Source organism: Algoriphagus taiwanensis (genome assembly GCF_036245645.1).
Classification (GTDB): Bacteria; Bacteroidota; Bacteroidia; order Cytophagales; family Cyclobacteriaceae; genus Algoriphagus; species Algoriphagus taiwanensis.
Genome location: NZ_BTPE01000006.1, coordinates 160576 through 185888, shown reverse-complemented (window position 1 = coordinate 185888; position 25313 = coordinate 160576). Strand labels below are relative to the sequence as shown.

Sequence of the window (25313 nt, the reverse complement as noted above, 5' to 3'; positions counted from 1 at the left end):
CTTTTTCAAAATATCGAATAAAGTAAGGAAAAATTAGATAAAAACGCCTGTTGCCCAAATTTTTAAGGCTAATTCTTTATTTTCTCCTGCAAAAAGTGCCAGTTTATATTCAATCCAGGCGGGGAAGGCTCAGTTTGTACCTCATGGCGATCAAGCGGATAGAAATGATGATGCTCATAGAGACCAAAAGGTTGTAGTTTCGCTCCAAGCCGAAATAGTCAAATAGTAGATAAGCTACCGCACCCACTAAGCAGGCAGATGCGTAGATTTCCTTTCGGAAAAGAATGGGAATTTCATTGGTAAGGGTGTCCCGAATGACTCCGCCCATTACTGCAGTAAACATTCCCATGATTGCTGCGATTTCTGGCCTAACTCCCAGATTAAGTGCCTTTTCTACCCCCAGTACGGTAAAAAAACCAATCCCCAAGGTGTCAAATAGGAAAAAGGTCTTGCGAAGCCGGCTCAAAAGGTTGGGAAATAGAAAAGCGGCCAATATTCCCAATAGGATGGCATAGAGAAAATGGATATCTCCAATCCATACCAGAGGGTAGCTGTCCAGAAGGATATCCCGAAGTGTACCTCCGCCTATGGCAGTGATAAATCCGGTAAATCCTGCCCCAAAAAGATCGTGCTCCTTTTCCCTGACGGCTAAAGCTCCGGAAATGGCAAATACAAAAGTTCCGATCAATTCTAAGGCGTATTGTAGCTCCATGGATTGGTTTAATGGTTGTTCTGTCTAGATTTTTTCAAGCAAAAATACCCCCATTTCCCGAAGGCCAAGTACATGTACGGTCTTGGGCTGTTCTATAAACCGGAAACCCATTTTCAGTAAGTTATCCACATGGCTGGAATTCAGCAAAAAGCGCTCTGAACCGTCGGGAAGGGCATGTTTTCCATTCTCCAGTAAAATACTTCTTTCCGAAACTCCACAAAAATCCGTAGTCATCCGAAACCAGAAAACACCTCCCGGCTTTAGGACCCGATAGATTTCCCGAATCATTTGCCAGAAGTTATCCACATTTTCGGCAAAGTGAAGGACTGCTGAGCAAATCACTGCATCGAAAGCTCCTTGATGAAAAGGGATCTCCTCCAATCTGCCAAATTGAAAGCGATGAATGTCAAAGTCTGGATTTAGGCTCTTTGCCATAAAGCGGCAATACTGAACAGCCGTTTCATTTGGGTCTATGCCATAAACGGAGTAGCCCTTTTGGATAAAATAGACTGCGTTTCTCCCCTCACCACAGCCAGCGTCAAGGATTTTCATTTCCTTCGTAAATCTTCCTTTTAGGATTTGATCCAAAAGGTAGATATCCACATTACCCAAGAGGCGGTTGAGCTCAGGTATTTCCATCTTCCAGGATTTTAAAGGCTTCTTGGGCTTTGATTCTCCCGATTTCGATCATTTCGGCTGAGCGGTGAAATTCCAGCGTGCCGCATTGCTTTCTCGATACTTTGATCAGGACATCCACCTCGTATTTTTCCAGAATCATTTCACAATATCGGTCCTGAAGTAAGTCAAATGACCGGGTGACCAAATCCAAAGCGGAATAAGAGACCTCTTTGGCTTCCTTTTCCTCGTCAGGGAAAAACTGCTTCATTTTCTGTTGATACTCTTTCAGCCATTTGGGCATTGAGAGGAAGCTTTTCCCTGAGGAGTCTTTTTTTGGAGGAGAAATGTAGTCCTCCTCAAGTCCATTCGCATCCACTACCACCAAAATGGAATCCTCAGATTGAGTCAAAAGTGACATGGGAATGGGGTTCAATACGCCCCCATCGATAAAGAACTGATTTTGTACTTTCGCCGGGAGAAAAACGGAGGGAATACTTCCTGAAGCCCGGATCGCAGTATAAAGACTGCCTTCTTTGAAGATATGTTCTTTTCCCGTCTTTACATTCACTGCATTGCAGGAAAAGGGAACGGGTAAATCCTCAATTTTATGGTCTTTTACGACCTTTTTTAAGGCATTAAATACCTTTTCACCTTTGATAAATCCCTTACTTGAAAAGGTAAAATCCATCAGGGAAAAGACATCGATCCGGTCCAGATTGCAAATCCAGTCCCGGAAATCATTCATTTTTCCGGCGGCATACATTCCACCGACCAAGGCACCCGCTGAGCATCCTGCGATTTGAGAGATCTCATAGCCTCGTTTTTCCAGTTCCTCGATGACTCCTACATGCGCCAATCCCCTCGCTCCTCCGCTGCTCAAAACCAATGATACTTTCTTCTTTTTTGACATATCTTTAGGGGGAGAAAAGTCTTTTGTACTTAAAAATTAATTTCAAAAGTAAGCAATATGAGCGAATTTAAACCCTTTCACTTAGCCTTCCCCATCAGAGACATCGAGGAAACCCGCAAATTCTACGGAGATCTTTTAGGCTGCGATATCGGAAGAAGCACCGATAAGTGGATTGATTTCAATTTCTTTGGTCATCAACTCTCAGCCCATATCAAGCCCGAGGAATTGGCCAATGCCAAAACCAATGAGGTAGATGGTAAAAATGTACCTGTGAGGCATTTTGGAGCTATTTTGGGTTGGGACGAGTGGCATCAATTGGCGGATAAACTGAAGGCCCACGGAACGGAATTCGTGATTGAGCCTTACATCCGGTTCAAAGGAGAGGTCGGAGAGCAGGCGACCATGTTTTTCCTTGACCCCTGTGGCAATGCCCTCGAATTCAAATCCTTTCAGGACCCATCTCAGATTTTCGCTAAATAAGCTTCTCTTTTGAAAATCTTTCAACTAAAGCACCGAATCGGACCTGCGTTTCAAGTGGGGAAAAAAGACTATCTTTTTTTCAGTGGTACTTCCTATTTGGGAATGGACCAAGACCCTCACTACGAAGCCGTGCTCTTTGATTGCATTCGGCAATACGGGTTCAATCACGGTCTGAGCCGTGTGAATAATCTCCGGTTGAAGGTTTTTGATGAGTTTGAAGTTTTTTTTGCAAAAAAGGCCAAGGCAGAAGCAGCAGCTGTGATGAGCTCGGGATACTTGGCTGGGATTACGGCTTGGCAGTGGCTTTATCCCCAATCCGACCTGTGTTGGATCGCGCCCGATACCCATCCAGCAATTCTTCCCCTTGACTTGAAGCCTGATTATCAATTGAATTTTACAAAATGGAAAAATCATTGTTTGAATCAAGCAGATGCACTTTCCTCCCGTAAAATTCTGATTTTGGGAAATGCAGTAGACCCACTCAAAGCAGAGATTCACTCCTATGAATGGGTCAAGGAAATCGCCAAAAAACATGAAGTCACCCTTCTGATTGATGATAGTCATGCTTTTGGTGTCTTGGGAAAAGGGGTTTTTGGGACCTATTCCCAATGGATTGATCCTCAGATCAACTTGGTCGTGTCAGGTTCTTTGGGAAAGGGGCTTGCTATGCCGGCGGGAATCATTTTGGGAAAAAAAGAAGTGATTGAAGGAATGAAATCCCAAACGGTCTTTACCGGTGCTTCCCCGGGTTCTCCGGCCAATCTTCAGGCTTTCATGGAAACTCAGGATATGTATCAGGCCCAAAGCAAAAAAATCAGGGATTTCTCCAGCATTTTCAGTCAGGAGACCCAATCCTTTTCATCCGTCACCGGATCGGGACAATTTCCCGTGTTTATTTTGAATGATGATTCCCTGCCAGATCGATTGGAACAAAGTGGAATTATCGTTTCCTCCTTCCCCTATCCCAAGCCGGAAAGTCCAAAAATCAGCCGAATCGTCCTCTCAGGTTTCCATACCTTGGGCGATTTGATGGTATTAATTGAATCTTTGTATCAACTGTCAGAAAAATGATCAGACGTATTGCTTCTCTACTTTTGCTTTTGTGGGTTTTTGGGTGTCAGCCAAAAGACCCTGTTCCTTTTCAGGATGGATTAAATGATTATCCCACCCTCTCCAAAGTATTGGGAGACCCGGAAAAATATCAGGTCCAGGTACTTTTTACCCGAATTGACCGAAACGAGCACGGCAAACCCATTTTCACTTACTTTCCGCTTCACGTGGATGATACTCATTATTTCTATCCGGCTTCTACTGTTAAGTTACCGATTGCGGTTTTGGCATTGGAGTGGCTGGAAGAGCAGAATACGGAGGGTTTGACTTTGGAAACCATCATGCTGACCGATTCGGTAAGGCCTTCTCAAGTACCTGCCTTGGTGGATTCTTCCTCCCAATCGGGTCTTCCCAGTGTTGGGCACTATATCAAAAAGATTCTTTTAGTATCTGACAATGACGCTTCCAATCGCCTCTACGAATTGATGGGAATGGATTACATCAACCGGAAGCTGCGGGAGAAAGGTTTGGACCATACGATCATCATGCAGCGGCTAAGCTTCCCGGCCGGTCCCGAGGAAAACCGGAATTTCAACCCGATCCGATTTGTGGATAAGTCTGGAAAAACCATTCTGGAGCTTCCTGAAAGGCAATCTGACAGCGTCTACGTAGTACCGGGAAATCCCAAAATCGGGAAAGCCCATTATCAAAAAGGAGCCTTGGTGGAGGAACCCATGGATTTCTCCTTTAAGAATAAATTTGCTTTATCGGATTTGCACGGGGTGGTTAAGCGCTTGATTTTTCCCGAGTCCTTTTTGGAATCCGAGCGATTTGCGATCAATGAGAAGCACAGGGAGTTCATTTTGAAATACATGAGCATGTTCCCTGCGGAAAGTGATTATCCCAACTATGATCCGGTCGAGTATTACGATGGATTTTCCAAGTTCTTCAAGTTTGGGACTTCAAAGAATCCGATTCCTGACCGATTTCGCATTTTCAACAAGACGGGATGGTCCTATGGCTACCTCATTGATGGAAGCTATTTTGTTGATTTTGAAAATGGTGTAGAATTCTTTGTCTCGGCTGTAGGCTACTTCAATGACAACCAAACGCTCAATGACGATACTTACGAGACCGACTCTATCGGTTTGCCTTTTTTCACTGAGTTGGGTGAATATCTCTATCAGATGGAACTGAAGCGGAAAAAGCAGATTCCTGCGGATTTGCAGAGATTTCAAATGGATTGGAAAAAATGAAGGACTTTTTGGAATTCCTCAAATCCAAAACCACCTTGTTTTTGATGGGATTTTATATCCTTTTCTACTTTGTCTTTGTGCAGGCCTATGTCTATCCTACTTTGACGTTTGACTTTACTGTTGCCAAAGAAGGAAAGACTTGGGCAGAGTTGATTTTTATGACCTCATTTCTTCTTATCACCCAATACTTTTGGCTATGGAAGCCCAACAGGAAGTTTTTAGAAAAAAAGAAAGCTGAGGATTGGGATTAAGCCCGTTCCAAGCTGGAGATTCTTACCAGAGGTTGTGGATAAGTATGGCCTAATTGAATTTTTAATTCGCGCAACTGCTTGGAATACAGCTCCCAAGGCTGATGAATAGAGAAACCCGGTACAGCTGCTAGTTCCGGAATCCAAATCCGCACGTAATCCCCATTGGGGTCGTAATTCTTCGCTTGGCGGAGGATATTGAAGTATCGGTTTTCCCTCGGGTCATTGCCTACACCACCCACATACATCCAATTGCCCCAATTGGAACAGACATCATAGTCGATGAGTTGACTTTCAAAATAGCTTGCTCCCCAAGTCCAGTCTATACCCAAGTCGTTGACGAGGAAGCTTGCGACAAGTTGTCTACCCCGGTTGGACATGAATCCCGTGGCTTTTAGCTCCCGCATATTTGCATCAATAAAGGGGACTCCTGTCTTCCCTTCCACCCAGGCCTCAAATTGAGACCTATCTCTTCGCCAGGAGTCCACTTGATTTTTTATTCCCTCTACATGGAAGATTTTGTCTCCATGCTTTTGGGCAATGAAGCGGAAATAATCCCGCCAGATTAATTCAAATATCAGCCAATAGGTACTGTTGTTCTTTTTTCGTTGGCGCTCATACTTTTTTACCTCCTCGAAGATGGTCCTTGGAGATATGCAGCCCAAAGCCAACCAAGGGGAAAATTTGGAACTGTAATCCATTCCGATCAATCCATTCCGGGTTTCCTTATAGGATTTCAGCAGGTCTTTTTCCCAAAAATAGGACTGAAGTCGCCCAAACGCTGATCGCTCTCCACCTTTCACCTTCATCCACGACTTCGATTCAGGCTTGGGTTCCTCCAGTCCAAGTTCTTTAAGGGTAGGAATATCTCCCGATGAGATATCCACATCTTTTGCATAATTGATTCGCGAAGGAGAGGGATAAATCCGTCTTACCTTGCTTAGCTTTTCCACTTCCTTTCTGAAGTGGGTAAATACCTCAGGAGTTTGTCCTACAGGAAAAGGCAAATCGTCCTTATGGTATAAGGTGCTTTGCCAGAAGCTTTCTGTAGGAATGCCCATGGCAAAAGCGGCTTTTTCCAAGGCCGCTTCCACTTTTCTCTCCTCGGATGTCACTTCTTTGGAGAAAAAGATGGCATCTGCCGTGGCTTTACTTGCTAAGTCTGCCAAAGCTTCCTCCGGCTTACCTTGAAGTATCAACAATTCTCCGCCTAGCTCCTGAAAGGACTCCCTTAAATCCTTTATTGATTCCAAAAGAAACTGAGCGCGAAATTTCCCTGTTTTTGGGAGGCCAATTTCCATTGTATCAAATTGTCTTGGATCCAAGACGTATACCGGAATGATTTCCTTCCCCAATTGAATAGCCTTGGATAGAGTTTCATTGTCTGAAACCCTGAGATCATTTCGGAACCAAACCAAAACCCTGTTGTACTTCATGTTTTGCGAACAGGGTGTTTAAGAAAAGTGTTTGAAAAGTTCCACAAAAAATATTTACTTCTTTTCATCAGGATCGAGAAATCGATTTCCTCTCATGATCGGTGGATAATTTTGGAATCAAGCCCAATTATTTCTTAGGTATGCCCTATTTTGGGCTAAAATCAAGAATCCATGCGATCAAAAATCTTCCCTTTTCTAGCAGCAGTTTTGCTTTTTTCCTGTCAAGAATCTCTTTTGCCAGAGCAAACGATTTTTCAGGATTTATCTACGCAGGAAGGACTTACGGGTAAGGCAGACTATTTGGGATCTCCGTTCTCAGCAGCAGGTGATCGGGTTTATCTGATTGGCCATCAAAATGGACAGTTTCCGGATTTGGGTTGGCACGTGGAGGGAGAGATGGGCGGCATTTGGCTACATCCTATCAAGCTGATGGATGGATTTACAGCTTCTCTCAGTTTGGGAGAGCAAACCTATTGCCTTGACCAAGCCAAAACATTTACCAATTTTCCATTTAGCAACCTTCACAACTTTCCATTGGAAGGGACAGGGATTGAAGTAGAGCGCCTACAGTTTGTTCCCGACGGGAAAGAAGGGATGACCATTTTTTTCCGGGTTAAAAATGTGGATAAGTCTGAAAAAACAGTCCAATTTCAATTCAATGCTTATGTGGACTTGATGCCGGTTTGGTTGGGTGAGCGAACAGGGATGATTGATCAGGCAGACGTGATTTCCTTTGATGAGATGACGAATACCTTTTCGGCCAAAGACGAAGGAAATCCTTGGTTTGTCGTCTGGGGAAGTGGTGAAGGCATTTCTCTTTCTCCTCAGGAGGAATTGACCTGTACCTATTCTCCCAAAGGACAAGGTGCTGCTTCTGGCTTTACTGTGAATATCAATCTCCCGGCAAATTCAGAGCAAATCGTGCCTATTTTCATTGCAGGTTCCACAGAAAGTGAGCTGAAAGCCATGTCTACGCTCGCTGATTTGAGAAAGAATCTGGAATCGGATTGGTTTGCAAAAAAGAGGCGATACGAAGCACTGGCTGAACTTTCAGAAATACAGATTCCGGACGCAGAATTGCAAAAGGCTTTTCAATGGATCAGGTACAATACCGATTGGTTGGTGCGGGATGTACCGGGAATAGGAAGAGGCTTTGGTGCGGGTCTGCAGGATTACCCCTGGTGGTTTGGGGTCGACAGCGAATACACCATTCAGGGCTTGATAGCCACGGGAAGAAAGGACTTGGTCTACTCCACCCTTGAACTTATCCACAATCTATCTGAAAAAGAAAATGGTAATGGTCGTATAGTGCATGAAGTCAGCACCAACGGAGCAGTTTTCAATCCCGGGAATATCAACGAAACGCCTCAATGGGCTTCTACTATTTGGGAAGTGTACCGATGGACTGGAGATCGGGATCTGTTGGAAAAATATTTCCCTTCGATCGAAAAAGGTCTGGACTGGTTACTTAGAGGAAATGACAAAGACGGGAATCTTCTGGCCGATGGCTATGGCATGATGGAAATCCACGGACTCAAATCCGAGATGATCGATGTGGCAGCCTACTCCCAAAAAGCCTTTGCCGATGCAGCAAAAATGGCCGAAATTTTAGGAAAAACGGATCTTTCCAAAAGTTATCAACAAACAGCGGATGCCTTGGCCGAGAAAATCAATTCAGACTTTTGGGTAGAAGAGTTTGGGAGCTATGCTGATTTTATTGGTACAGCTGAGGAGGCTCTTCATCTGATTGATGAAGCCATTATCCGTGCGGATACGCTTAACAAGCCCTGGGCAGTAGAAGAGTTGAAGGCGACAAAGGCTAAGTTATCCACATTGCCTAAAGACCAAAAACAGGGCTTTGTTCTTTATCACAATTGGGTTGTCAATACACCTATGGAAACGGGAATTGCAGATCCTGAAAAGGCCAAAATTGCTTTGGCTACTGCTAAAAAATATACCAATCCTTTTGGCACCTTCGTCACAGGTATTGATCGGGATGAGCAAGCGGAAAATGAGGACGGGTCCTTTGCAGGAAGTAAGAGCTTTTCCTACACGGGAGCGGTCATGACCTTGCCGACCGGGGTGTCGGCCATTGGGGAAAATAACTATGGAAATCCCGATCAGGCCTTGGATTATCTCAAGCGAATGACGCGAAGCTTTGGATTTGCTTTGCCGGGCTCGATGTATGAGGTTTCTCCGGATTATGGGATGTTTACTCAAGCTTGGAATATGTACAGCTTTGGAGTGCCGATTGTAAGGCAGTTTTTTGGGATTCAACCGGATGCCGGTAATAAAGTTATTTACATACGTCCTCAAATGCCTTCCACTTGGGAAGAAGCCTCTATCCAAAAAGTGATTATTGGAGATAATGAAATCAGTCTAAGCTATGTGGATAAGTCAGGAGTTCTGGCCATTGAGGTGGAACAAACTCAATCCAAATGGGGCATATCGATTGAGATTCCTGAGGAATTTTCAAAGGTAAAGATCCTGGGAAAGGAAGTGAGTGCGGATACTCAGAACGGGTATAGAAGAATTCTAATGACGGGAAAAAAAGTGCGAGTGGAAGCAGAAAAGTAAGGTTTGACCCAACCTAAATTTCTAAATGGGAGTATATAGTTTGAAAAATAGCTTATGAAACCATTTCTTTTTTTGCTGCTTGTTCTTTTTTCCTTCGACTCCTTTAGCCAATCAACTGTAATTAGTGAACTGGAGGCTGACTTTACCGGTAATCGGTTCTTGAGAATAGTCCACGGTGATCGTTTCTTTGATGTTTGGGGAGAGAATTATGCTTTTTCACATACTGATGATTCTAAGGGGCCCAAAAAACTTAGCCTTCTGTTTATAAAAAATTCCGGGAAGATCCAGGAAAGGAAAGATTTCTGGATAGAAGATGGTGAATACCGATTGACTGGAAAAGTAAATGACGAATCCACTTGGGAAGTTTTTCCAAATCATCCATACAATCAAATCGATCAAGAAATTGAATCGGCAGACCTGGAAACTCGGAAAAAGCTGATTTTTCAACAACTTGAAAATGAACTGGGTCAGGAAAAATTGATCAAGTTTAAATTAGATTTTACTGATGAGGAATTAAGGAGTGCCTTGAATTTAATCCCTTCAGACTCGTGGTACCATGGAGAAATTGGGACTTATCTAACCTTAAATGAATCTACCCGTGCCAAAATTGGAGAACCAGCACCAGATTTTTCTCTTGAAAGTAAGTCGGGCGAAATGTTCCAATTAAGTGAACAAAAAGGCAAATATACCTTACTCGAATTCTCCTACACCGGATGTCCCTATTGCTTTTTAGCCATTCCCGAGTTAAGAAAATTTCATGATGAGATGGGAGATCAAATTCAGGTTGTCAGTCTTTGGAAAGATCAAACCAAAAAGATTTGGTTAGAAAGTCAATCTGATCATAAAAGCCAGATCACTTGGACCAATGTTTGGGATCCAAATGGTCTGTCCTCATCACTTTTTGATATAAAAATTTGGCCTTCTTACGTGTTAATCGATCCTGAAGGTAAGGTCAAGTCAATTTGGTCAGGATATAAAAAGGGGAGTTCCCTTTCCAAAAAAATCCAACGGGAGATAAGTCTTTGACTTACAAATTCAACCAATAATTCAGCTTCAGCACCAAGGATCGCTGCTTGGGCATAAAGTCCCCCGGGAAGTAATTGTCGGTATATACCAAGAAGAAATCCGAAACCGGCGCGTATCTCCACTGTAGTCGGGTGTTGATATTCAGGTTGTCGATCTGATTGTTGTACTGGATGAAGGTCGTCCAAAACAGATTTTTAGTAAATGTCAAATCAATTCTTGGCCCCACCAAAATCAAATCCGCATCATTTTGTGGCTCGGGCAGGCGGATTCGGGCATAATTGAAATTCATGGAAATATTGGCAATGTAGCCCATTCGGACCCCCATTTGACTGGTAATTCGCTGAATATTTCCTGTAAAATATTGTCCAAACTCACCGGTAGCTACCAAATTGAATGTTTTTCTAGGGTTGCTTCTATACTCTACAAGAAGGTTTCTGAATTGATAATCCGAACCTGCAGGAAGAGCTTCTCCCCCTGTTCGGGTAGGGTCGAAATCATTGAATAGGTAGATATATCGATTCCTCAAGCTCAATTCCAGTCTCGAAAGAGAGTTAAACCTAACTTCATAACCCAAATTGATGTCTCTGTCAGTAGTTCCTAAGGTTTCATTCCAGAATCCCTCAAACTCTAAAGTAGGACCATGTCGGTTGATCAGTCTGGAGTTGGGGTAAAACAGATAGCTTACATCCGGATTGAGACGCTTATAGTCTTTTCTTGGGACAAAACCCACCTCAGGATTGAATTCCTTGCCCACGTCCTGATAGCTGAAACTCCAATTCCAGTGCAAATCGGAATACAGAACATAAGCATTGAAGGAGTAGGGACTCTCAGTTTCTCCTGCTTCAAAAGTTCGGTGATAGAATACTTTTCCAGTCCATCTATTATCTGCTGAAGCCAGGTTGAAGTCCATGCCCAAGAGTCTGTTGTAGGCATTGGGATCAAAAAGCTGTTGAAATTCATCCACAGAAAGGGACTCACGGTCAACAAATATCAACCCGATATTACTTCGTGTCCAGACTTTTCGTTGTACGGCCAAGACGCTGAAATTTTTCCCGGCAATCCCTGCATCCTCATCAGTAGCAGTCTGCATATTCATCAGCCCCACACGCCAATCATCGGTTACTTTTCCACTTAGTCGCGCTCCATAGAGGATTTTGCTTTGCACATTTTGCCCGGTGGCCGAATCAATGTCTACTCCAATCCTTCTAGAAAAAAACGGGCGAGAACGGGGCTGCCCAAAGCTGTCAAAGAGGTCTGCATTTTCCAGGAAAAACTGCCTTCTTTCCGGGAAAAAAATCTCAAATCGGTCCAGATTGGTCACTTGCTCATCTACTTCTACCTGAGAAAAGTCGGGATTGAAAGTCAAGTCGAGATTCAGTGCAGGCCCGATGCCTATTTTGGCATCTCCTCCTGCTGTAGGGGTTAGTTCTTCCTGAGTTCCTTCCAGAAAGTTTTTGGAAGTTCTCCCCGCTACATAGGGAATAATGGAAATATTTGCCGAAGATTTCTCCAGAGCTTTTTCAAAAATCAGCTTTCTGCTGAAGGCAGTGGAAATGATGGGGAAATTTCTGGGAATAGGAGACCAAGAACTTCTTTCCCCTTTATGACTATCGATCCGGTAGAAGTTGACATTCCAGTTTTGGGCGCCGTCATTGAATCTCAGCGTGGAAAAAGGGATAATCACTTCCACCTGCCAATGATTTTCCATGATTTTGGCTTCGGCATACCATTTATTGTCCCAAGCTAGATTAAGATCTTCTGACCGCGCTCCTCCATTTGCCAAAAGTGCCTCTCTTTGGACTCCATAGGGATTGACTCCAAATTGGAATGCATTGGTTTTGTCATTGAAGGTGTCAAAAACAAAGCTAATCCCGTCATTTTGCTCACCCCTGTAATCTCTGCGGAGGGAGGTAGACACATATTTTCGGGGACCGGTATTCTCCATGATGGCTGCGATGTAGATGTTATTGGCATCAAAAGCCACCTTGATTTTGGTCTGAGCATCTGCGAGAGAGGTATCCGAGGGGAAATATTGCATAAAGCCCGTATTCCAACCTTCCTCGTCAGTCCAAATCTCCTCATCCAGCATCCCATCAAGTTGAATAGGTTCCTTTAGAAAAAAAGCAAAGGCATTCGGGTCCAAATTGGCAGTGGATTGGCCAAAAGATGGAATAGTGATAAAGAAAACTAGGATTAATAGGTGAAAAGGAAACTTCATAAACGGATGATGGTCTCCAAAATTACTTTCTGCTGGGAGTTTTGATTCAATATTTTGATCAATGGCAGTATAGGTAGGCGGAAGATTATTTTTCCATTCCGAAAGCCGTCAAAACTAAATTCCTTGAACCTCCATTTCTTCTGAATTCGCAGAGATATATCCCCTGCCAAATCCCTAAGGCAAGTTTTCCACCGGAAATGGGGATTTGTACGCTTGTTCCGAAAAATGCGCTTTTTATGTGCGCAGGCATATCATCTGCACCCTCGTAATTGTGGATAAACCGTGGATAAGTTTCCGGAATGAGCTCGTTTACAAAGGTTTGAAAGTCTTTGCGGACCGTTGGGTCTGCGTTTTCATTGATGCATAGCCCGGCAGAGGTATGCTGAAGAAATACTTGGAGAAATCCCATCTTGATTCGTCGCATTTCCGGCAGCGCCTGCTCCACCTGTTCGGTGATCAAATGATAGCCTTGTGGATAGGCCGGTAGTTTGAGTTGAGTTTGCAAGAAAACAGACATGGCAAAATCAAAATAGAATTCTTAGTTATCAATTCCTTTCAACATTTCTTCCAAGGTTTTGGAAGCGTGCTCGATTTGGAAATAAACCGGCGCTGCTTTCTGCTGCCCAGTTTCATCGATAAAAACCATTTCCAGGATGTCCACAAAGTTGCCATATTTATCACTGCCTGAACCCATAGTTCCTATTGATTGCCCCAGGAAAAGCTGAATGAAATTTTGTCCGTCAGCTGGACCCAAAGCAAAAAATGCAGTTTCCGGACTTGTGCCGTCTCCTGACCAAGCCATAGCTTCCATGATTTTGTTGAACTTCCAGATTTCCAATCCAGACTCATCCTTCATCTCTAGGTAATACAAGGCGGCCGCTTTGCTCAAAATGGTTTGTTGACTGACCGGAACCTTTGCCAAAAGAGAATCAGCAGCATTTAAGGCTTTCTCATATTGGTTATCTTCCACCAAAGAATAGATATCCCTCTCTTTTCGAAAATATTCGTAAGGTTTGAATTCCTCCTTTTGGGTAAAGCCAATTAATAGATGAAGGATATCCCGGCTGTTTAGTGTGGTATCGCCTTGATTGAATCTCAGCAGAAGGTTCTCATAAAAAAACTCGCTTTGGGGGTCCTCAGACCGACTAAGATATTCCTCAAATTCCTGCTCGTAACTGAAGTTTTGGGCCAGGAGAGGAGAAGATAGACCAATGGAAATAAACCATAGCAAGAAAAGCAGATTTTTTAGTTTCATATTTTTCCCACCGGATTTTCCAAGGTCCCAATTCCATCTATGCTGATTTTGACCACATCTCCTGCCTGAAGGGTGAAATCATCCGGCACAATCCCTGTCCCCGTCATCATCAGACAGCCAATCGGAAAGGTGTTGGCTCGAAATAGCCAATCTGCCAATTCCTGCGGTTTTCGCTTCATTTGTGCCAAGGTGGTTTCTCCTGAAGCAGCCGGATTTCCATTTCTGAGAATCTCCAATCGGATGGCAGTGGTGTCAGGAAGCATTTCTTCCTGTAGCAAAATGCAGGGACCAACGGAAGCACATCCCTGATAAACTTTGGCCTGAGGCAAATAGAGCGGGTTTTCACCTTCTATACTTCGACTGCTCATATCGTTGCCCACGGTGAAGCCCTGCACTTTTCCCGAAGGGGAAATTAATAAAGTCAACTCCGGCTCGGGTACATCCCAAGAAGAGTCTTTCCGGATATTTACCTTTTCTCCCGGGTTGGAGACCCGGCTTGCCGTGGCTTTGAAGAAAAGCTCAGGCCGATCTGCTCCATACACCTTGTCATAGAAGTCCGCCCCTCCGGCATCCTTGGATTCTTCCATTCTGGCAGTCCGGCTTCGGTAATAGGTGACCCCTGCAGCCCAGATTTCCTGATTTCCCATGGGTGCCAAAAGCCCCTCTGCCTTTAGCTGCTCGGCTTCATCTTGCGTGATTTTTTCCCAATGGGCAGCCTCAGATTTCAGAAGCCTGGGTAAATGCTCTCTTCCAAGTAGCTGATCCCAATCGAGTTCGGGGCCCAGTAAGAATTCAGATTCGGTCTCCAAAAGAGTACCTGAGGTCAATTTGTAAAGTCGCATTAGGTCTTGGGTTTGAGGTTTGGCTTTGAATTTAGGAAAAAGGGATAGAAGGAAAGGCCTTGGAAAAAAACTTTTCACGCTTACCTTTGTTCCCAGATCATAAGGGGTGCCTTAATACAACGGGCTGAGATCATACCCATACGACCTGATCCGGGTAATGCCGGCGAAGGGAAATGAGAAAGCAGAGTAAACATTTCGAAACTAGATACCAAAGTGGTACCCTTTGGGGTCAGTGTTGGCATGAATACTTTGCTGTCGGGTAAAACAATTAACGGAGACCTCCCCTAGGTTTTCCCATGTTTCACTCAACCTCCCGAAAGGGAATTAGTATCATGAAAAAATTCATCTTTGGCCTCGCTCTTTGCTTGGTCAGTTCAGTCCTTTGGGCACAAAATAGCCTCAAGGGAAAAGTAGTGGACGCCCAATCCAACCTGCCCTTGGTAGGTGCATCAGTTTGGGCTGAAAATGCAGGAAGAGGAGCTGTAACCGATCAGGACGGCCTGTTTGTCCTGAGTAAATTGCCTTCTGGAAGTGTGGAAATCCGGGTTTCTTTTTTAGGATATGAGACCCGCAGAGAGAGTGCCAACCTGCCTACAGCAGATGTCTTGGAAATCCGACTGGAGCCCAAGGATTTTCTTACAGAAGAATTCATCGTATCTGCCACCCGAGCTTCCGAAAATACCCCGACCACGTTCACCACAGTGGATAAGGCAGAGATAGCCAAAAGAAATCTGGGTCAGGATATTCCCATTCTGCTCAATTTCACGCCTTCAGTCGTCTCTCACTCGGATGCCGGGGCCGGAGTGGGCTATACCGGGCTGAGAATCCGTGGGACTGATCAGACGAGAATCAATGCCACCATCAATGGTATTCCGCTCAACGATGCCGAATCTCATGGGGTATTTTGGGTGAATATGCCTGATTTTGCCTCCTCGGTGGAAACTTTACAGATTCAGCGCGGGGTAGGAACCTCGACCAATGGGGCGGCGACTTTCGGGGCAAGTCTTAACTTCCAGACCGACACCCGAAGGGATGAAGCTTATGCCGAACTGGACAATGGCTTTGGCACTTTCAACACCTGGAGAAATACAGTAAAAGCAGGGACAGGATTGCTGAACAATCGATTTGCAGTAGATGCCCGACTTTCCAAAATCACCTCGGACGGGTATGTTGACCGGGCTTTTTCTGACCTGAGCAGCTGGTTTGTATCCGGAGGATATTACGGGGAAAAAAGTGTGATCAAGCTGATTGCTTTTTCCGGAAGGGAACAAACCTACCAAAGCTGGTACGGTCTGCCCGAATCTAAACTGGAAAACGACCGAACCTATAATTTCTACACCTACGACAACGAAACGGACAATTATCAGCAGGATCATTATCAGCTTCTTTATACCGGCACGCTGGGCTCCAACTGGAAAACCAATTTTGCCCTGCATTATACTTACGGAAGAGGGTATTTCGAGCAGTATCGGGAGGATGATGAATTTGAGAATTATGGATTGCCTCCGGTTCAGATTGGAAATGAGTTGATTGAAAGCACCGATATCATTCGAAGACGTTGGTTAGACAATGATTTCTATGGATTCGTAGGTTCAGCAAATTACATTTCTGACGACGGCAGACTGGACTTGATCATCGGAGGAGGAACCAATCGCTACGATGGGGATCATTTTGGGGAAATCATCTGGGCCCGAGTGGCTGGAAACACAGCTATCCGGGATCGGTACTACGACAACAATGCGGTAAAAGATGACCGGAATATTTATTCCAAGGCGACTTTTGAAATCAAACCCGGACTCAACCTCTTTGGCGACCTTCAGGTGAGAGGGATTGATTATTCCTTCTTTGGAGTGAATGACGATCAGCGAGTCGTCGATGGACAAGAGTCCTATACTTTCTTTAATCCCAAGTTTGGATTTTCCTACGAAAAAGGTCCTCAAACCTGGTATGCCAGCTTCGCCGTAGCCAACCGGGAACCTACCCGCTCGGATTTCATTGACAATCCGATCACAGAAATCCCGAGACCAGAGCGTCTGAACAATATCGAGGCAGGAGTGCGAGCCAAAACCGGAAATTTCACTTACAATGCCAATTTCTACTACATGGGCTATCGGGATCAGTTGATCCTTACCGGCCAAATCAACGATGTTGGGGCATATATCCGGGAAAATGTAGCTTCTTCTTACCGGGCCGGTATTGAGTTGGATGGGGCCTATGCACTCTCTCCAGCCTGGACATTGGGAGGAAATATCGCGTTCAGCCAAAATAAAATTCGTGAGTTCACCGAATACATTGACGACTATAGTGTGGAGGAATTTCAGCAGGAAGCCTTCACCTATTCCAATACGGACATCGCCTTCTCTCCGAATGTGGTGGGTTCGGCGATCATCGAATTCAAGCCGAGCAAAAATCTTTCACTCAATTGGCTAAGCAAGTATGTAGGGCGGCAGTTTTTGGACAATACTTCGAATGAAGCGAGGTCTTTGGATGCTTTCTTCACCAATGATTTGCGAATCAGCTATTCGGCTACGCCAAGGTTCTTCAAAGGTCTGGAGGTCAATTTGTTGATAAACAACATCTTCAATGAGCTCTACGAACCGAATGGGTATACCTTCAGCTACTTTGTGCCGGGAGAAACCGGAAGAGAATTGATCACAGAGAATTTCTATTATCCACAAGCAGGGACAAATTTTCTGCTGGGATTGCGAATGAAGTTTTAAAGGATTTACATCTCACAGATAGCTCAGATGAACACAGATGAAAAGGATCTGTGGGAATCCGAGTTATCTGTGAGCTAATTACCTTTGAAGCCCTTTCTGGATTTGTTCCAAAGCAAGTATCGCATCTTTCTCTTTGGCATAGTCGAAAACCAGCAGCTTGTTTCCTTCCAGTTTCAGGACACATTTGTAAGTAGTAATCTCTGCCGAGACCGTAGGACTGATTCCATTGGGGAGGTTGCGGTGCTGATAGGTATAATGGATCAATTCTGTGTTTTCTATCCCGGGAAGAGGTTCCCACTTGCCGGTTTTTACCCAAAAAATGCTTTGATATCTTTTGATCTTTTTCTTTTCAAAATCAATCAAGGTGCCGGAGAATGTAGAAATCAATCCCAATCCCAACAGCAAAGGGATTCCTCCTACCCAAAGTATTTTGGAAATAGGGGTATCTACCTCCAAAAAGAAAGGAGTAATCCAAACAGCCATCCCCATTAAGATTAACACAGTTCCTGCAAGCCGATAGCCGGAGTTTTTGTGGAGAGTATGGTGATGAAAGAGTCGCAAAAGATTAATTCAAAATGGAAAATAAGATTTCTTTGCTGCCAAGAGTAAGAATATTCTCAGAGATCACACAAATAAATATGATCTGTGTTCTTCTGTGTCATCTGTGAGCTATTCATTTTACCTGCTACTCAACAAGGCAAACAACTTTTCATTTACGTAATAATTCCCCGTCCCCAGCCTTTCTTTTCGAAGGACTCCATCTGCAGCCAGTTGATTAAGATAATTAGCTGCAGTGATGCGTGATACTCCGAGATCACGAACTATGAATTCGATCTTGGTATAGGGATGCGCAAAGAGATTGTTGAGCAATTCCTGGGAATAGAATTTATAATTAGCTCTAAGCAGGTTTTTCATTTCAGCCATCAGGACTTTGAGTTCTTCGATGAGCTGAAGGGTCTCTTTTGCGGTATTTTCCACTCCACGAATCATGTAGCTGATCCAACTTTCCCAGTCCCCATTTTCTCGAACTCCTTGCAGCAGCCGATAGTAGTCCGACTTGTTTCGGATCATATGGCTACTCAGGTAGAGGATAGGAAGTTTTTGAAGCCCTACCAAGACTAGGTAAAGGATATTCAAAATCCTTCCTGTACGCCCATTTCCATCATAGAAAGGGTGGATACTTTCAAACTGAAAATGAATAATCGCCATTTTTACCAGTGGATCATAATCACTCATTTTGGGATCGTTGATAAACTGCTCCAGATTAGCCATCAGGTCAAGAATTTCTGTGGGGTCTTGTGGGGGAAGGTAGACGGTGTCCCCGGTTTGGGCATTTTTCAGTGCCGTTCCCGGAAGTTTTCTGAACCCGGCATTGTTCCCTTCCAATGTCTCTTGAATCTTGAGAATCGTCTGATTGGTGAGTAATCTCTGATTTTGGACCAACTCAAATCCCCGCTTCATGGCCGCCACGTAGTTTTGGACTTCTTTGACTTCCGGAGAAGTATTGACTTCAAATTCCAGGTTGGCCTTGTAAAGATCATCATGTGTGGTGATGATGTTTTCGATCCTTGAGCTATCCTTCGCCTCTTGGATTCCCAGGGTATTGAGCAAGATGATTTGATTGGGAATAGAATGGATAATTCCCTTCAACTCTGCCAAAGCCGCATGGGCCGCGGGCAGTTGCTTGAGGATGGATTTGGTTTCCAAATCCTCGGCATAGGGTAAAGGGATTAGCTTCCAGACCATTACTTTGTAAAGATTTTGCGATTTTCTTTACAAAGTTAATTTCTTATGATAAGAAAACAAGGGTTTGCTTTACATATCTGGCACCTTATGTAAAGATTTTTTGAATTTCTTTACAGAGTAAAGGGGGTATGTTAAGTAACTTAACATTTAAGAAAAAAGCCACAATCGCACTAAGCGTTTACTCTTTGTGCAATTGTGGCTCATGTTGTATTTATTGACTATCCGTAATTAGTCGGGGAATAGGGTTTTATCCATCCCCGGCACGATTCGCAGCGCATTTTTGTAATAAACTTTCTTCAGCACTTCATCCGGAAGTCCCAATCCATACATGGCCCAAAAGGCATGGTACTTTTTGTAGTAGGGGAAATATTCGTCCTCGGTTTCCAAAACCCGAAAATAGGTGTGGAACTCCTCGGGATTGTAGGCGTCTTTGCCGAAAAGCAATCGGTCCTGGTATTGGATGAAAAACTCCTTGGCTCTTCTCGGCTGTCTTCCAAACTCCGCAATCACCGCTCCGATACCAAAGTTGACATTGGGATATTTCTCCAAATGCGCCCCGGCAGCATCCAAATCATTGGCCATCCAGCCCATGTGGGCATTGATAAAGGTGGTACCGGGATGCTTCGCAAAGACATGATGCTGCTCTGCGATAATCTGCTCAAAAGGTACCGGATCGGTAGCCGAGCGCTTTCGGTTGGGATTGAGCTTTAGCTCCAGCCAACGCTCATTGTTGGCATCCATGGGCTGCCAAAAAGGTGCCGGGTCAGCCGAATGGATCAAAACGGGAATTCCCAATTCTCCTGCCTTGGCCCAAACTGGGTCCAAATCCGGATGGTCTACCGGAATCCGGTTGCCATTGATGTCTTTGGAGTTCAGCCCCAGACTTTTGTAAATCTTAAGGCCTACAGCACCTGCAGCCACGTCTTCTTCCAGTTCTTTGACGGCGATTCGGCTCCAGTTTTCATCCCCAAATCCTGCAAAATTCAGGTTGGTGAAAACCATAAACCTTCCCGGAGCATGGGTATTAAACTCCTTGATCATGCTGCGGATGTATTCTTGCTGGGTATTGCTGTCGCCTCTTCCAAAACCTCTTCCGCTCAGGTTGACCAATACGCCCATGTTCAGCTCTTCCATTTCGCTGACCAGCTGATCGATTTTCGCCTCATTGATTCCTCCCTGATGGCTGTGGATATCCACAAAGGGGAATTTGGCTCGTTGAACCGGATTTTGGGGCACTTTGAGAGTTGAGGGTGGATTGTATTCCTCAAAGCTCATTTCTTGGGCAAAAACAGAAGTAATTCCCAATAGAAAAAGAATCAGAAGGTTTAGGCTTTTATTCATGGGGTAGAGTGTTAAGTTTTATGGGAAACAAGGGATAGCAAAAAGAAATCCTGACCCTTAGGATCAGGATTTCCAGTTTTATCGGGCAGTACCGCTATCAATGACCTGTCCAAAATAAATGGCATTCATAAACAACTTATTGGTGCCAAACCAAAATGCGCGGAAGTTCATGTTATCGGCAAAACCAATGACCCTACCTCTGCCCACGGCAGAAACTCGAATTACCGCGCTCTGCTGCAAACCCGGCAGGTTGCTTGGGTGGAGGTAGCCGGATGCCAATGGGTTTTGGGTGTAAACTAAGGGGTTGGCGTATGGATTGGAGGAAGGCTCGAGGAAGAAATTATCGTTTCTGAATGTGTGGATTTCTTTTTCCTGATAGCCATAGCCGATTGGGTGGGTGATATCCAGGTTGGCTTTGAAGATAGCGCCGAAAGTACCTTTGGCACCGGTAGCATTATCGTAGTCTGCATAGTTTTTCTGCAAGCCTTTTTCTGAGTTATCCACCATTCTCTGGGCAAAGTTTCCGATTTCATTTTGAATCAACCAGCGGACAGCGCCCCCTTTTGCGATCAGCGTATTTCCGGCATTCACCCAAGATTTAATCGCATTGGCACCTGAACCACCAAGCCTTCCATAGTTTCCATCGGCCATGATAATCACATTGTATCGGGACAGATTCGCACCAGAAACAGCATCTAGAGGAAGTAAGGTGATCGGCATATTCATTCGCTGATCGAGCAAGTGCCAAATTTCACCCGCTTCGTAGCTATCCACTCCTCCATCGACCAAAAGGGCGATTTTGGGAGCATCCAAAGGAGTCATGAAAGTGGAGCCCAAGTTGGCACCGGATGTATAGCCGGTCGTAAGGGCATGAATATCCACGGTGGACATTTTGGCGATTTCCTGCAGCCTGCCATAGAAAGCAAGGTCATCCAATCCGGATTCCCCTTTACCAATCAGGAGTGTGCCCCGGCCAAAAGTCTTCCCTTCTGCTGTGGAAAACTCAGTATTGGACACCCGAACAAGAAATCCAGACTTCATCAGCTGATATGCCGCTTTTGGAGCATAATAGTCCGTCCATTCCATGGCATACTGATACGCACCCGGCTGACCGATAACCTGTCCTTCCGGAAGAGTAAAGGATTCCTTATCGACCGGACTGACATTGGCAAGATTTAGAATTTTGCTGTTCAAAGCCATATAATCCAGCCCAAAAGCCATAGGATAAGTCCAAGCAGAGATGTCATAAAACAGGCTGTCCTCGAAGGTAGTCCGAGTTTCAAACATGGCTTTGATCAGGCGATATTGAGGCTGATCTGCTGGCACGATATAGGAGTTTTCTTTTTTAAACTCCTGCCCGTTGATCGTTACATCCTCATTGAGAGAGAAGACTTCAATATCATGCTGAAGGATCAAGTCTGCTAAATGGAAGCTTCGCGCATCATCTGACTCGGTTCCGAAAATATAGGCCTTGTTTACATCGGCCGTGGTTTCATTCTTGATCTCCGTGTAGAAATCCTTCATCCATTGATTGAGCTCTATCCGCATCTCTTTGGCGGCCTGATAGGAAGAAAGGTTGGCAGTGAACTGATTTCGGATGGTAAAAGGAAAGCTCAGCAATCCGTTTGCACTTTCCTGTAGGTGACCCCTGGAGCTAGCCTGCTCAAACAAAATTCCTATCGAGCCTTGCACATCCGGGTAGGTCGAACCTTTGCCGTAGTAGAAGTCATCGTAGTTCTCCTGATTGTAGTATAGTGAACCGATTTGGTCCAGGGCTTTGGCATGGTAGGTTCCGATTTTCTCTGTCAGTTCAAAATTCTTTTTCGGAGTCAATGGGTGAACACGGGATGGCACTCCTGGCTGGAAGAAGAAGGTGCTGTTGGTTCCCATCTCGTGAAAATCCAAGTGGATATTGGGAAGCCAGCTTTGGAAAACACGAACCCGATTTCTGGATTCCGGGTGCTGCACGGGTAGCCAGTCTCGGTTGAGATCAAACCAATAGTGATTGGTTCTGCCTCTTGGCCAAGCCTCATTGTATTCCCGGCCTGCAGGGTCCCCGTTGAGATGGTAGGCTTTGTGAGAATTGACCCAAGAAGCAAATCGGTTCAACCCGTCAGGATTGATAGCCGGATCCAGGAGAAGGACGATATTTTCCAGCTCAGAGGCGATTTCATTGGCTGCCGCAAAATGATAAGCTGCCAAAAGGGAGGCATTGGCCCCGCTAGGTTCGTTTCCATGGACAGAATAGCCCATAAACATCACCGCAGGCATATTTTGGATATCTACAGAAGCTCCCGGTTCTCGAAGCTTTGCCCTTTCGGCTTTGATTTGGTCGAGTTTGGCTAGGTTGGCTGGAGAGGTGATGGTCAATAAGGTCTGAGGGCGCTTTTCGTAAGAGCGGCCTGTTTCCTCGAAGATAACTCGGTCTGAGGCTTCTGCCACGGCTTTCATGTACATGACCAGCTGGTCATGGGTCACATGCCACTCCCCCACCTCATAGCCCAAGACCTGCTTGGGAGTAGGAATGGCCGGATTATAGGTATAGCCTTTTGGAAGATAATAACTCAGATCCTGAGCGAATGTGAGTGTAGTGATCAGGGCTAAAAGCACCGATAGGGTGAACTTTTTCATGGAGTGAAATTTTATCAATTGACTAAATTCTTAACTAGTTTGATCAAAAAAAGCTATTTTAGACGGGTGGTAAAAATAATAGAACAAACGACATGGATTTGATTGTGCCTTCTCATGGATTGATATTTTGGCAACTTTCTGCCCTGATTTATCTTGGATTTTGGGTGTATGCACTGATTGATTGCCTAAGGAATGACTTTCGTGGTCCCAATCAAAAGTTGATTTGGATTTTGCTGATCCTTTTTGCTCAGATCATCGGGGCATTCCTCTACCTAAGTATGAGCAGAAGTACCAAAGTGAAACGAACATTTAAACCTGATTTTTCAAAAATTTCCAATTCATCAAAAGATTAAGCATGGAATTAGCCTTTATACAAAATATGGGAGGATTTTTTTTGATCGGAATTCTCCTGATTTCCCTGATCTACTTTATTCTTTGGGTGTATTGCCTGATTGATGTCATTCGGTCTGATTTTAAAGACCAAAACATGAAATTGATTTGGGTGGTGATCCTTCTTTTTGCCCAAGGCTTTGGCCCGATTGCCTATTTGGTATTGGGTCCGGGAACCAAAAAATTTGCCTAAGCTATGCTAAAAATACTCGGATTTCTTGTCTACGGCTTCACCATTTACGATGTGGTGACCAGTCGATTTGCCAATTCAAATGATAAGCTGATTTGGATTTTGATCGTCCTTTTGCTTCCCTTACTTGGGACGGTTCTCTGGTTTGCAATCGGGAGGAATAAACGGATGTAATCCCACATGGTGGATAGGCCTGTTTTGAAACTGGAGAGAAAAACCCTGGATTGGGTTTTGGAAATCCTGAATGGGATTACTCTGGCATTTTTGCTCATTTACCCCCTGCTTTATTTTTGGGAAATTCCGGATACGATTCCCATTCATTTCAATCTTCAGGGAGAACCGGACGGATACGGTTCAAAAAATGGCCTTTGGATTCTTCCCGGCATGGGAGTTTTCCTTTATTTGCTTTTGGGTATTTTCAGAAGTATCCCTCATGTGCTGAATATCCCAGTGGAAATCACTCCCGAAAATGCAGAACTGCAGTATCGACTTGTCTCAAGAATGTTGAGTTGGCTAAGTTTGTTGATCCTTATAGTCTCCTCCATTCTCGTTTATAAAAAAATTCAGGCAGGATTTGAAAACTCAATGAGGCTTGGATTTTTCTTCCCGGTACTGTTGGGCGGAGGCCTTATAGGGATTTTGGGCGGATATATTTTTCTTGCTTTTAAGAATAAATAAGGCTGAATATAAATATCCCTAAAAGCTTCAGACCCATGCTTTAAGACAAGGGCCTTGTGGAAAAAGGGATAATTTACCCGTGAAAAATATCCCTCAAAGCTGCCGAAAGCTCGAAAAACTCAAACTGGAATCCTGCCTTTTGGATTTTCTGCGAAGACACACGATTACCTCCCAAGACCATGGCGGCCATTTCTCCCAAAACCAATTTGAGTGCAAAACCCGGCACCCCAATTCCCAAGTAGGGCTTTCCTTTGGCGGAAGCCGCCTCTTGGGTCAATTGCTGATTGGTAGCAGGATTGGGACTGACTGCATTATAAACCCCCTGAAGGGTGGTTTTTTCCAAAGCAAAAACAAACATTCTGGCCAAGTCCTCAATGTGAATCCAACTCATCCATTGGTCTCCCGAACCCAAGGGGGCTGCCACCGGTGGTTTAAGCATTTCTCCTAAAGCCCCCCCTTCGGCATCGAGTACAATCCCGATTCTCAGGAGGACGGTGCGCAGGTGGAGACTTTCCATTTTCTTGACTTCATTCTCCCAAGCAATGACTACTTCGGCCAGGAAGTCATCTCCGGCGGGACTATTTTCATCTACCAATTTTGTCCCGGTATTAAATCCATAATAGCCAACCGCCGAGGCAGAAATAAATGTGCTTGGTTTGTTATCTGCCTTTTCAATGGCAGAATAAAGCAGCTGTGTGCTTTGGGTTCTGGATTCCAGAATCAGTTTTTTCCGCTCCGGAGTCCAGCGCTTTTCGGCTACTCCAGCCCCGGCTAGGTGGATTACAGCATCCGCCCATTCCAGGGCTTCCGGATCGATTTTTCCTTTTTCCACATCCCACAAAAAACTCTTTTGCCCTTGGGCAGACCGGCTCAACCAAGCCACTTGATAGCCCTTTTTTTCCAAAAGCCGGGTGATTTGCTGACCAACTAGGCCTGAACCTCCAGTAATGAGAATGTGATTCATACTTGATTTTTTTATTTAACCCAAA

General features: G+C 44.6%; 24 protein-coding genes and 1 riboswitch. Of the genes, 11 read left to right on the top strand and 13 right to left on the bottom strand.

Going from position 1 to position 25313, the window contains the following annotated elements; translation table 11 throughout:
- Positions 1 to 109: 109 nt before the first annotated feature.
- From AAA938_RS10525 to AAA938_RS10515, 3 genes are read right to left on the bottom strand one after another with little or no spacing between them, the layout of a single operon-like run.
- On the bottom strand, positions 110 to 712 hold the full coding sequence (locus AAA938_RS10525; RefSeq protein WP_338228688.1) for a trimeric intracellular cation channel family protein: 603 nt from the start codon (positions 710 to 712) through the stop codon (positions 110 to 112).
- Positions 713 to 736: 24 nt separating this feature from the next.
- Entirely contained in the window at positions 737 to 1351 is a 615-nt protein-coding gene (locus AAA938_RS10520; protein WP_338228687.1) for a class I SAM-dependent methyltransferase, read from the bottom strand.
- Positions 1338 to 2240 (bottom strand): patatin-like phospholipase family protein, encoded by a 903-nt coding sequence (locus AAA938_RS10515; protein ID WP_338228686.1) that lies wholly within the window; start codon positions 2238 to 2240, stop codon positions 1338 to 1340. Before AAA938_RS10515 ends, AAA938_RS10520 begins: the two co-directional genes overlap by 14 nt.
- A 57-nt stretch (positions 2241 to 2297) precedes the next feature.
- On the opposite strand from AAA938_RS10515, the gene AAA938_RS10510 reads away from it, so the two are divergent.
- From AAA938_RS10510 to AAA938_RS10495, 4 genes are read left to right on the top strand one after another with little or no spacing between them, the layout of a single operon-like run.
- The gene (locus tag AAA938_RS10510; RefSeq protein ID WP_338228685.1) at positions 2298 to 2720 is read left to right on the top strand and encodes a VOC family protein; all 423 of its coding nucleotides are present in this window, start codon (positions 2298 to 2300) and stop codon (positions 2718 to 2720) included.
- Positions 2721 to 2729: 9 nt separating this feature from the next.
- Positions 2730 to 3791, top strand: a complete 1062-nt coding sequence (locus AAA938_RS10505; protein ID WP_338228684.1) for an aminotransferase class I/II-fold pyridoxal phosphate-dependent enzyme — start codon at positions 2730 to 2732, stop codon at positions 3789 to 3791.
- On the top strand, positions 3788 to 5026 hold the full coding sequence (locus AAA938_RS10500; protein WP_338228683.1) for a serine hydrolase: 1239 nt from the start codon (positions 3788 to 3790) through the stop codon (positions 5024 to 5026). The genes AAA938_RS10505 and AAA938_RS10500 overlap by 4 nt, the downstream gene beginning before the upstream one ends.
- On the top strand, positions 5023 to 5277 hold the full coding sequence (locus tag AAA938_RS10495; RefSeq protein WP_338228682.1) for a hypothetical protein: 255 nt from the start codon (positions 5023 to 5025) through the stop codon (positions 5275 to 5277). The genes AAA938_RS10500 and AAA938_RS10495 overlap by 4 nt, the downstream gene beginning before the upstream one ends.
- Here the strand turns inward: AAA938_RS10495 and AAA938_RS10490 are convergent.
- Positions 5274 to 6710: a DASH family cryptochrome gene (locus tag AAA938_RS10490; protein ID WP_338228681.1), complete on the bottom strand. Its 1437-nt coding sequence runs from the start codon at positions 6708 to 6710 to the stop codon at positions 5274 to 5276. The genes AAA938_RS10495 and AAA938_RS10490 overlap by 4 nt on opposite strands.
- Positions 6711 to 6881: 171 nt before the next feature.
- Here AAA938_RS10490 and AAA938_RS10485 point away from each other — a divergent pair, with 171 nt between their 5' ends.
- Together AAA938_RS10485 and AAA938_RS10480 are read left to right on the top strand one after the other, a co-directional pair.
- Positions 6882 to 9287, top strand: a complete 2406-nt coding sequence (locus AAA938_RS10485; RefSeq protein ID WP_338228680.1) for an alpha-L-rhamnosidase-related protein — start codon at positions 6882 to 6884, stop codon at positions 9285 to 9287.
- A 477-nt stretch (positions 9288 to 9764) separates the two neighbouring features.
- Positions 9765 to 10313: a TlpA family protein disulfide reductase gene (locus tag AAA938_RS10480; RefSeq protein ID WP_338228679.1), complete on the top strand. Its 549-nt coding sequence runs from the start codon at positions 9765 to 9767 to the stop codon at positions 10311 to 10313.
- A gap of 1 nt (position 10314) precedes the next feature.
- On the opposite strand, the gene AAA938_RS10475 is transcribed toward AAA938_RS10480, so the two are convergent.
- The 4 genes from AAA938_RS10475 to AAA938_RS10460 form a co-directional block, all read right to left on the bottom strand.
- Positions 10315 to 12531: a DUF5916 domain-containing protein gene (locus tag AAA938_RS10475; protein ID WP_338228678.1), complete on the bottom strand. Its 2217-nt coding sequence runs from the start codon at positions 12529 to 12531 to the stop codon at positions 10315 to 10317.
- Positions 12532 to 12616: 85 nt separating this feature from the next.
- Positions 12617 to 13048: a secondary thiamine-phosphate synthase enzyme YjbQ gene (locus tag AAA938_RS10470; protein WP_338228677.1), complete on the bottom strand. Its 432-nt coding sequence runs from the start codon at positions 13046 to 13048 to the stop codon at positions 12617 to 12619.
- A 21-nt stretch (positions 13049 to 13069) separates the two neighbouring features.
- Positions 13070 to 13786, bottom strand: coding sequence for a DUF4919 domain-containing protein (locus tag AAA938_RS10465; protein ID WP_338228676.1), 717 nt, complete (start codon positions 13784 to 13786; stop codon positions 13070 to 13072).
- Positions 13783 to 14628 (bottom strand): fumarylacetoacetate hydrolase family protein, encoded by an 846-nt coding sequence (locus AAA938_RS10460; RefSeq protein WP_338228675.1) that lies wholly within the window; start codon positions 14626 to 14628, stop codon positions 13783 to 13785. The genes AAA938_RS10465 and AAA938_RS10460 overlap by 4 nt, the downstream gene beginning before the upstream one ends.
- Positions 14629 to 14720: 92 nt before the next feature.
- Positions 14721 to 14817: riboswitch (TPP riboswitch) on the top strand.
- A gap of 143 nt (positions 14818 to 14960) precedes the next feature.
- Here AAA938_RS10460 and AAA938_RS10455 point away from each other — a divergent pair.
- Positions 14961 to 17348, top strand: a complete 2388-nt coding sequence (locus AAA938_RS10455; protein WP_338228674.1) for a TonB-dependent receptor — start codon at positions 14961 to 14963, stop codon at positions 17346 to 17348.
- A gap of 78 nt (positions 17349 to 17426) precedes the next feature.
- Here AAA938_RS10455 and AAA938_RS10450 read toward each other — a convergent pair whose 3' ends face one another.
- The 4 genes from AAA938_RS10450 to AAA938_RS10435 all read right to left on the bottom strand — a co-directional run bounded on the left by AAA938_RS10450 (position 17427) and on the right by AAA938_RS10435 (position 23066).
- The gene (locus AAA938_RS10450; RefSeq protein WP_338228673.1) at positions 17427 to 17831 is read right to left on the bottom strand and encodes a hypothetical protein; all 405 of its coding nucleotides are present in this window, start codon (positions 17829 to 17831) and stop codon (positions 17427 to 17429) included.
- Positions 17832 to 18026: 195 nt separating this feature from the next.
- Positions 18027 to 19094: a Fic family protein gene (locus AAA938_RS10445; protein WP_338228672.1), complete on the bottom strand. Its 1068-nt coding sequence runs from the start codon at positions 19092 to 19094 to the stop codon at positions 18027 to 18029.
- Positions 19095 to 19322: 228 nt separating this feature from the next.
- The gene (locus AAA938_RS10440) at positions 19323 to 20435 is read right to left on the bottom strand and encodes an amidohydrolase family protein (RefSeq protein WP_338228671.1); all 1113 of its coding nucleotides are present in this window, start codon (positions 20433 to 20435) and stop codon (positions 19323 to 19325) included.
- Positions 20436 to 20513: 78 nt separating this feature from the next.
- Entirely contained in the window at positions 20514 to 23066 is a 2553-nt protein-coding gene (locus tag AAA938_RS10435) for a M14 family metallopeptidase (protein WP_338228670.1), read from the bottom strand.
- Between the two features lie 92 nt (positions 23067 to 23158).
- Here AAA938_RS10435 and AAA938_RS20290 point away from each other — a divergent pair, with 92 nt between their 5' ends.
- From AAA938_RS20290 to AAA938_RS10420, 4 genes are read left to right on the top strand one after another with little or no spacing between them, the layout of a single operon-like run.
- A complete protein-coding gene (locus tag AAA938_RS20290) occupies positions 23159 to 23419 on the top strand; it encodes a PLDc N-terminal domain-containing protein (RefSeq protein WP_420915738.1) in 261 nt (86 codons plus the stop codon).
- Positions 23420 to 23421: 2 nt separating this feature from the next.
- Entirely contained in the window at positions 23422 to 23649 is a 228-nt protein-coding gene (locus AAA938_RS10430) for a PLDc N-terminal domain-containing protein (protein WP_338220365.1), read from the top strand.
- A gap of 3 nt (positions 23650 to 23652) precedes the next feature.
- Entirely contained in the window at positions 23653 to 23820 is a 168-nt protein-coding gene (locus AAA938_RS10425) for a PLDc N-terminal domain-containing protein (protein ID WP_338228669.1), read from the top strand.
- A gap of 6 nt (positions 23821 to 23826) precedes the next feature.
- Complete coding sequence (locus AAA938_RS10420) at positions 23827 to 24324, top strand: DUF1648 domain-containing protein (protein WP_338228668.1); 498 nt, start codon at positions 23827 to 23829, stop codon at positions 24322 to 24324.
- 73 nt (positions 24325 to 24397) lie between these two features.
- Here AAA938_RS10420 and AAA938_RS10415 read toward each other — a convergent pair whose 3' ends face one another.
- Positions 24398 to 25288, bottom strand: coding sequence for a TIGR01777 family oxidoreductase (locus AAA938_RS10415; RefSeq protein ID WP_338228667.1), 891 nt, complete (start codon positions 25286 to 25288; stop codon positions 24398 to 24400).
- Positions 25289 to 25313: the final 25 nt, after the last annotated feature.

Excerpts from the sequence above, each read along its gene's own strand:
- AAA938_RS10485 (WP_338228680.1), top strand. The coding sequence starts at position 6,882 with ATGCGATCAAAAATCTTCCCTTTTCTAGCAGCAGTTTTGCTTTTTTCC.
- AAA938_RS10520 (WP_338228687.1), bottom strand. The coding sequence starts at position 1,351 with ATGGAAATACCTGAGCTCAACCGCCTCTTGGGTAATGTGGATATCTAC.
- AAA938_RS10415 (WP_338228667.1), bottom strand. The coding sequence starts at position 25,288 with ATGAATCACATTCTCATTACTGGAGGTTCAGGCCTAGTTGGTCAGCAA.
- AAA938_RS10500 (WP_338228683.1), top strand. The coding sequence starts at position 3,788 with ATGATCAGACGTATTGCTTCTCTACTTTTGCTTTTGTGGGTTTTTGGG.
- AAA938_RS20290 (WP_420915738.1), top strand. The coding sequence starts at position 23,159 with ATGGATTTGATTGTGCCTTCTCATGGATTGATATTTTGGCAACTTTCT.
- AAA938_RS10495 (WP_338228682.1), top strand. The coding sequence starts at position 5,023 with ATGAAGGACTTTTTGGAATTCCTCAAATCCAAAACCACCTTGTTTTTG.
- AAA938_RS10515 (WP_338228686.1), bottom strand. The coding sequence starts at position 2,240 with ATGTCAAAAAAGAAGAAAGTATCATTGGTTTTGAGCAGCGGAGGAGCG.
- AAA938_RS10425 (WP_338228669.1), top strand. The coding sequence starts at position 23,653 with ATGCTAAAAATACTCGGATTTCTTGTCTACGGCTTCACCATTTACGAT.
- AAA938_RS10465 (WP_338228676.1), bottom strand. The coding sequence starts at position 13,786 with ATGAAACTAAAAAATCTGCTTTTCTTGCTATGGTTTATTTCCATTGGT.
- AAA938_RS10450 (WP_338228673.1), bottom strand. The coding sequence starts at position 17,831 with ATGGCTGTTTGGATTACTCCTTTCTTTTTGGAGGTAGATACCCCTATT.
- AAA938_RS10490 (WP_338228681.1), bottom strand. The coding sequence starts at position 6,710 with ATGAAGTACAACAGGGTTTTGGTTTGGTTCCGAAATGATCTCAGGGTT.
- AAA938_RS10470 (WP_338228677.1), bottom strand. The coding sequence starts at position 13,048 with ATGTCTGTTTTCTTGCAAACTCAACTCAAACTACCGGCCTATCCACAA.
- AAA938_RS10430 (WP_338220365.1), top strand. The coding sequence starts at position 23,422 with ATGGAATTAGCCTTTATACAAAATATGGGAGGATTTTTTTTGATCGGA.
- AAA938_RS10440 (WP_338228671.1), bottom strand. The coding sequence starts at position 20,435 with ATGAATAAAAGCCTAAACCTTCTGATTCTTTTTCTATTGGGAATTACT.
- AAA938_RS10420 (WP_338228668.1), top strand. The coding sequence starts at position 23,827 with ATGGTGGATAGGCCTGTTTTGAAACTGGAGAGAAAAACCCTGGATTGG.
- AAA938_RS10435 (WP_338228670.1), bottom strand. The coding sequence starts at position 23,066 with ATGAAAAAGTTCACCCTATCGGTGCTTTTAGCCCTGATCACTACACTC.
- AAA938_RS10445 (WP_338228672.1), bottom strand. The coding sequence starts at position 19,094 with ATGGTCTGGAAGCTAATCCCTTTACCCTATGCCGAGGATTTGGAAACC.
- AAA938_RS10455 (WP_338228674.1), top strand. The coding sequence starts at position 14,961 with ATGAAAAAATTCATCTTTGGCCTCGCTCTTTGCTTGGTCAGTTCAGTC.
- AAA938_RS10525 (WP_338228688.1), bottom strand. The coding sequence starts at position 712 with ATGGAGCTACAATACGCCTTAGAATTGATCGGAACTTTTGTATTTGCC.
- AAA938_RS10510 (WP_338228685.1), top strand. The coding sequence starts at position 2,298 with ATGAGCGAATTTAAACCCTTTCACTTAGCCTTCCCCATCAGAGACATC.
- AAA938_RS10460 (WP_338228675.1), bottom strand. The coding sequence starts at position 14,628 with ATGCGACTTTACAAATTGACCTCAGGTACTCTTTTGGAGACCGAATCT.
- AAA938_RS10475 (WP_338228678.1), bottom strand. The coding sequence starts at position 12,531 with ATGAAGTTTCCTTTTCACCTATTAATCCTAGTTTTCTTTATCACTATT.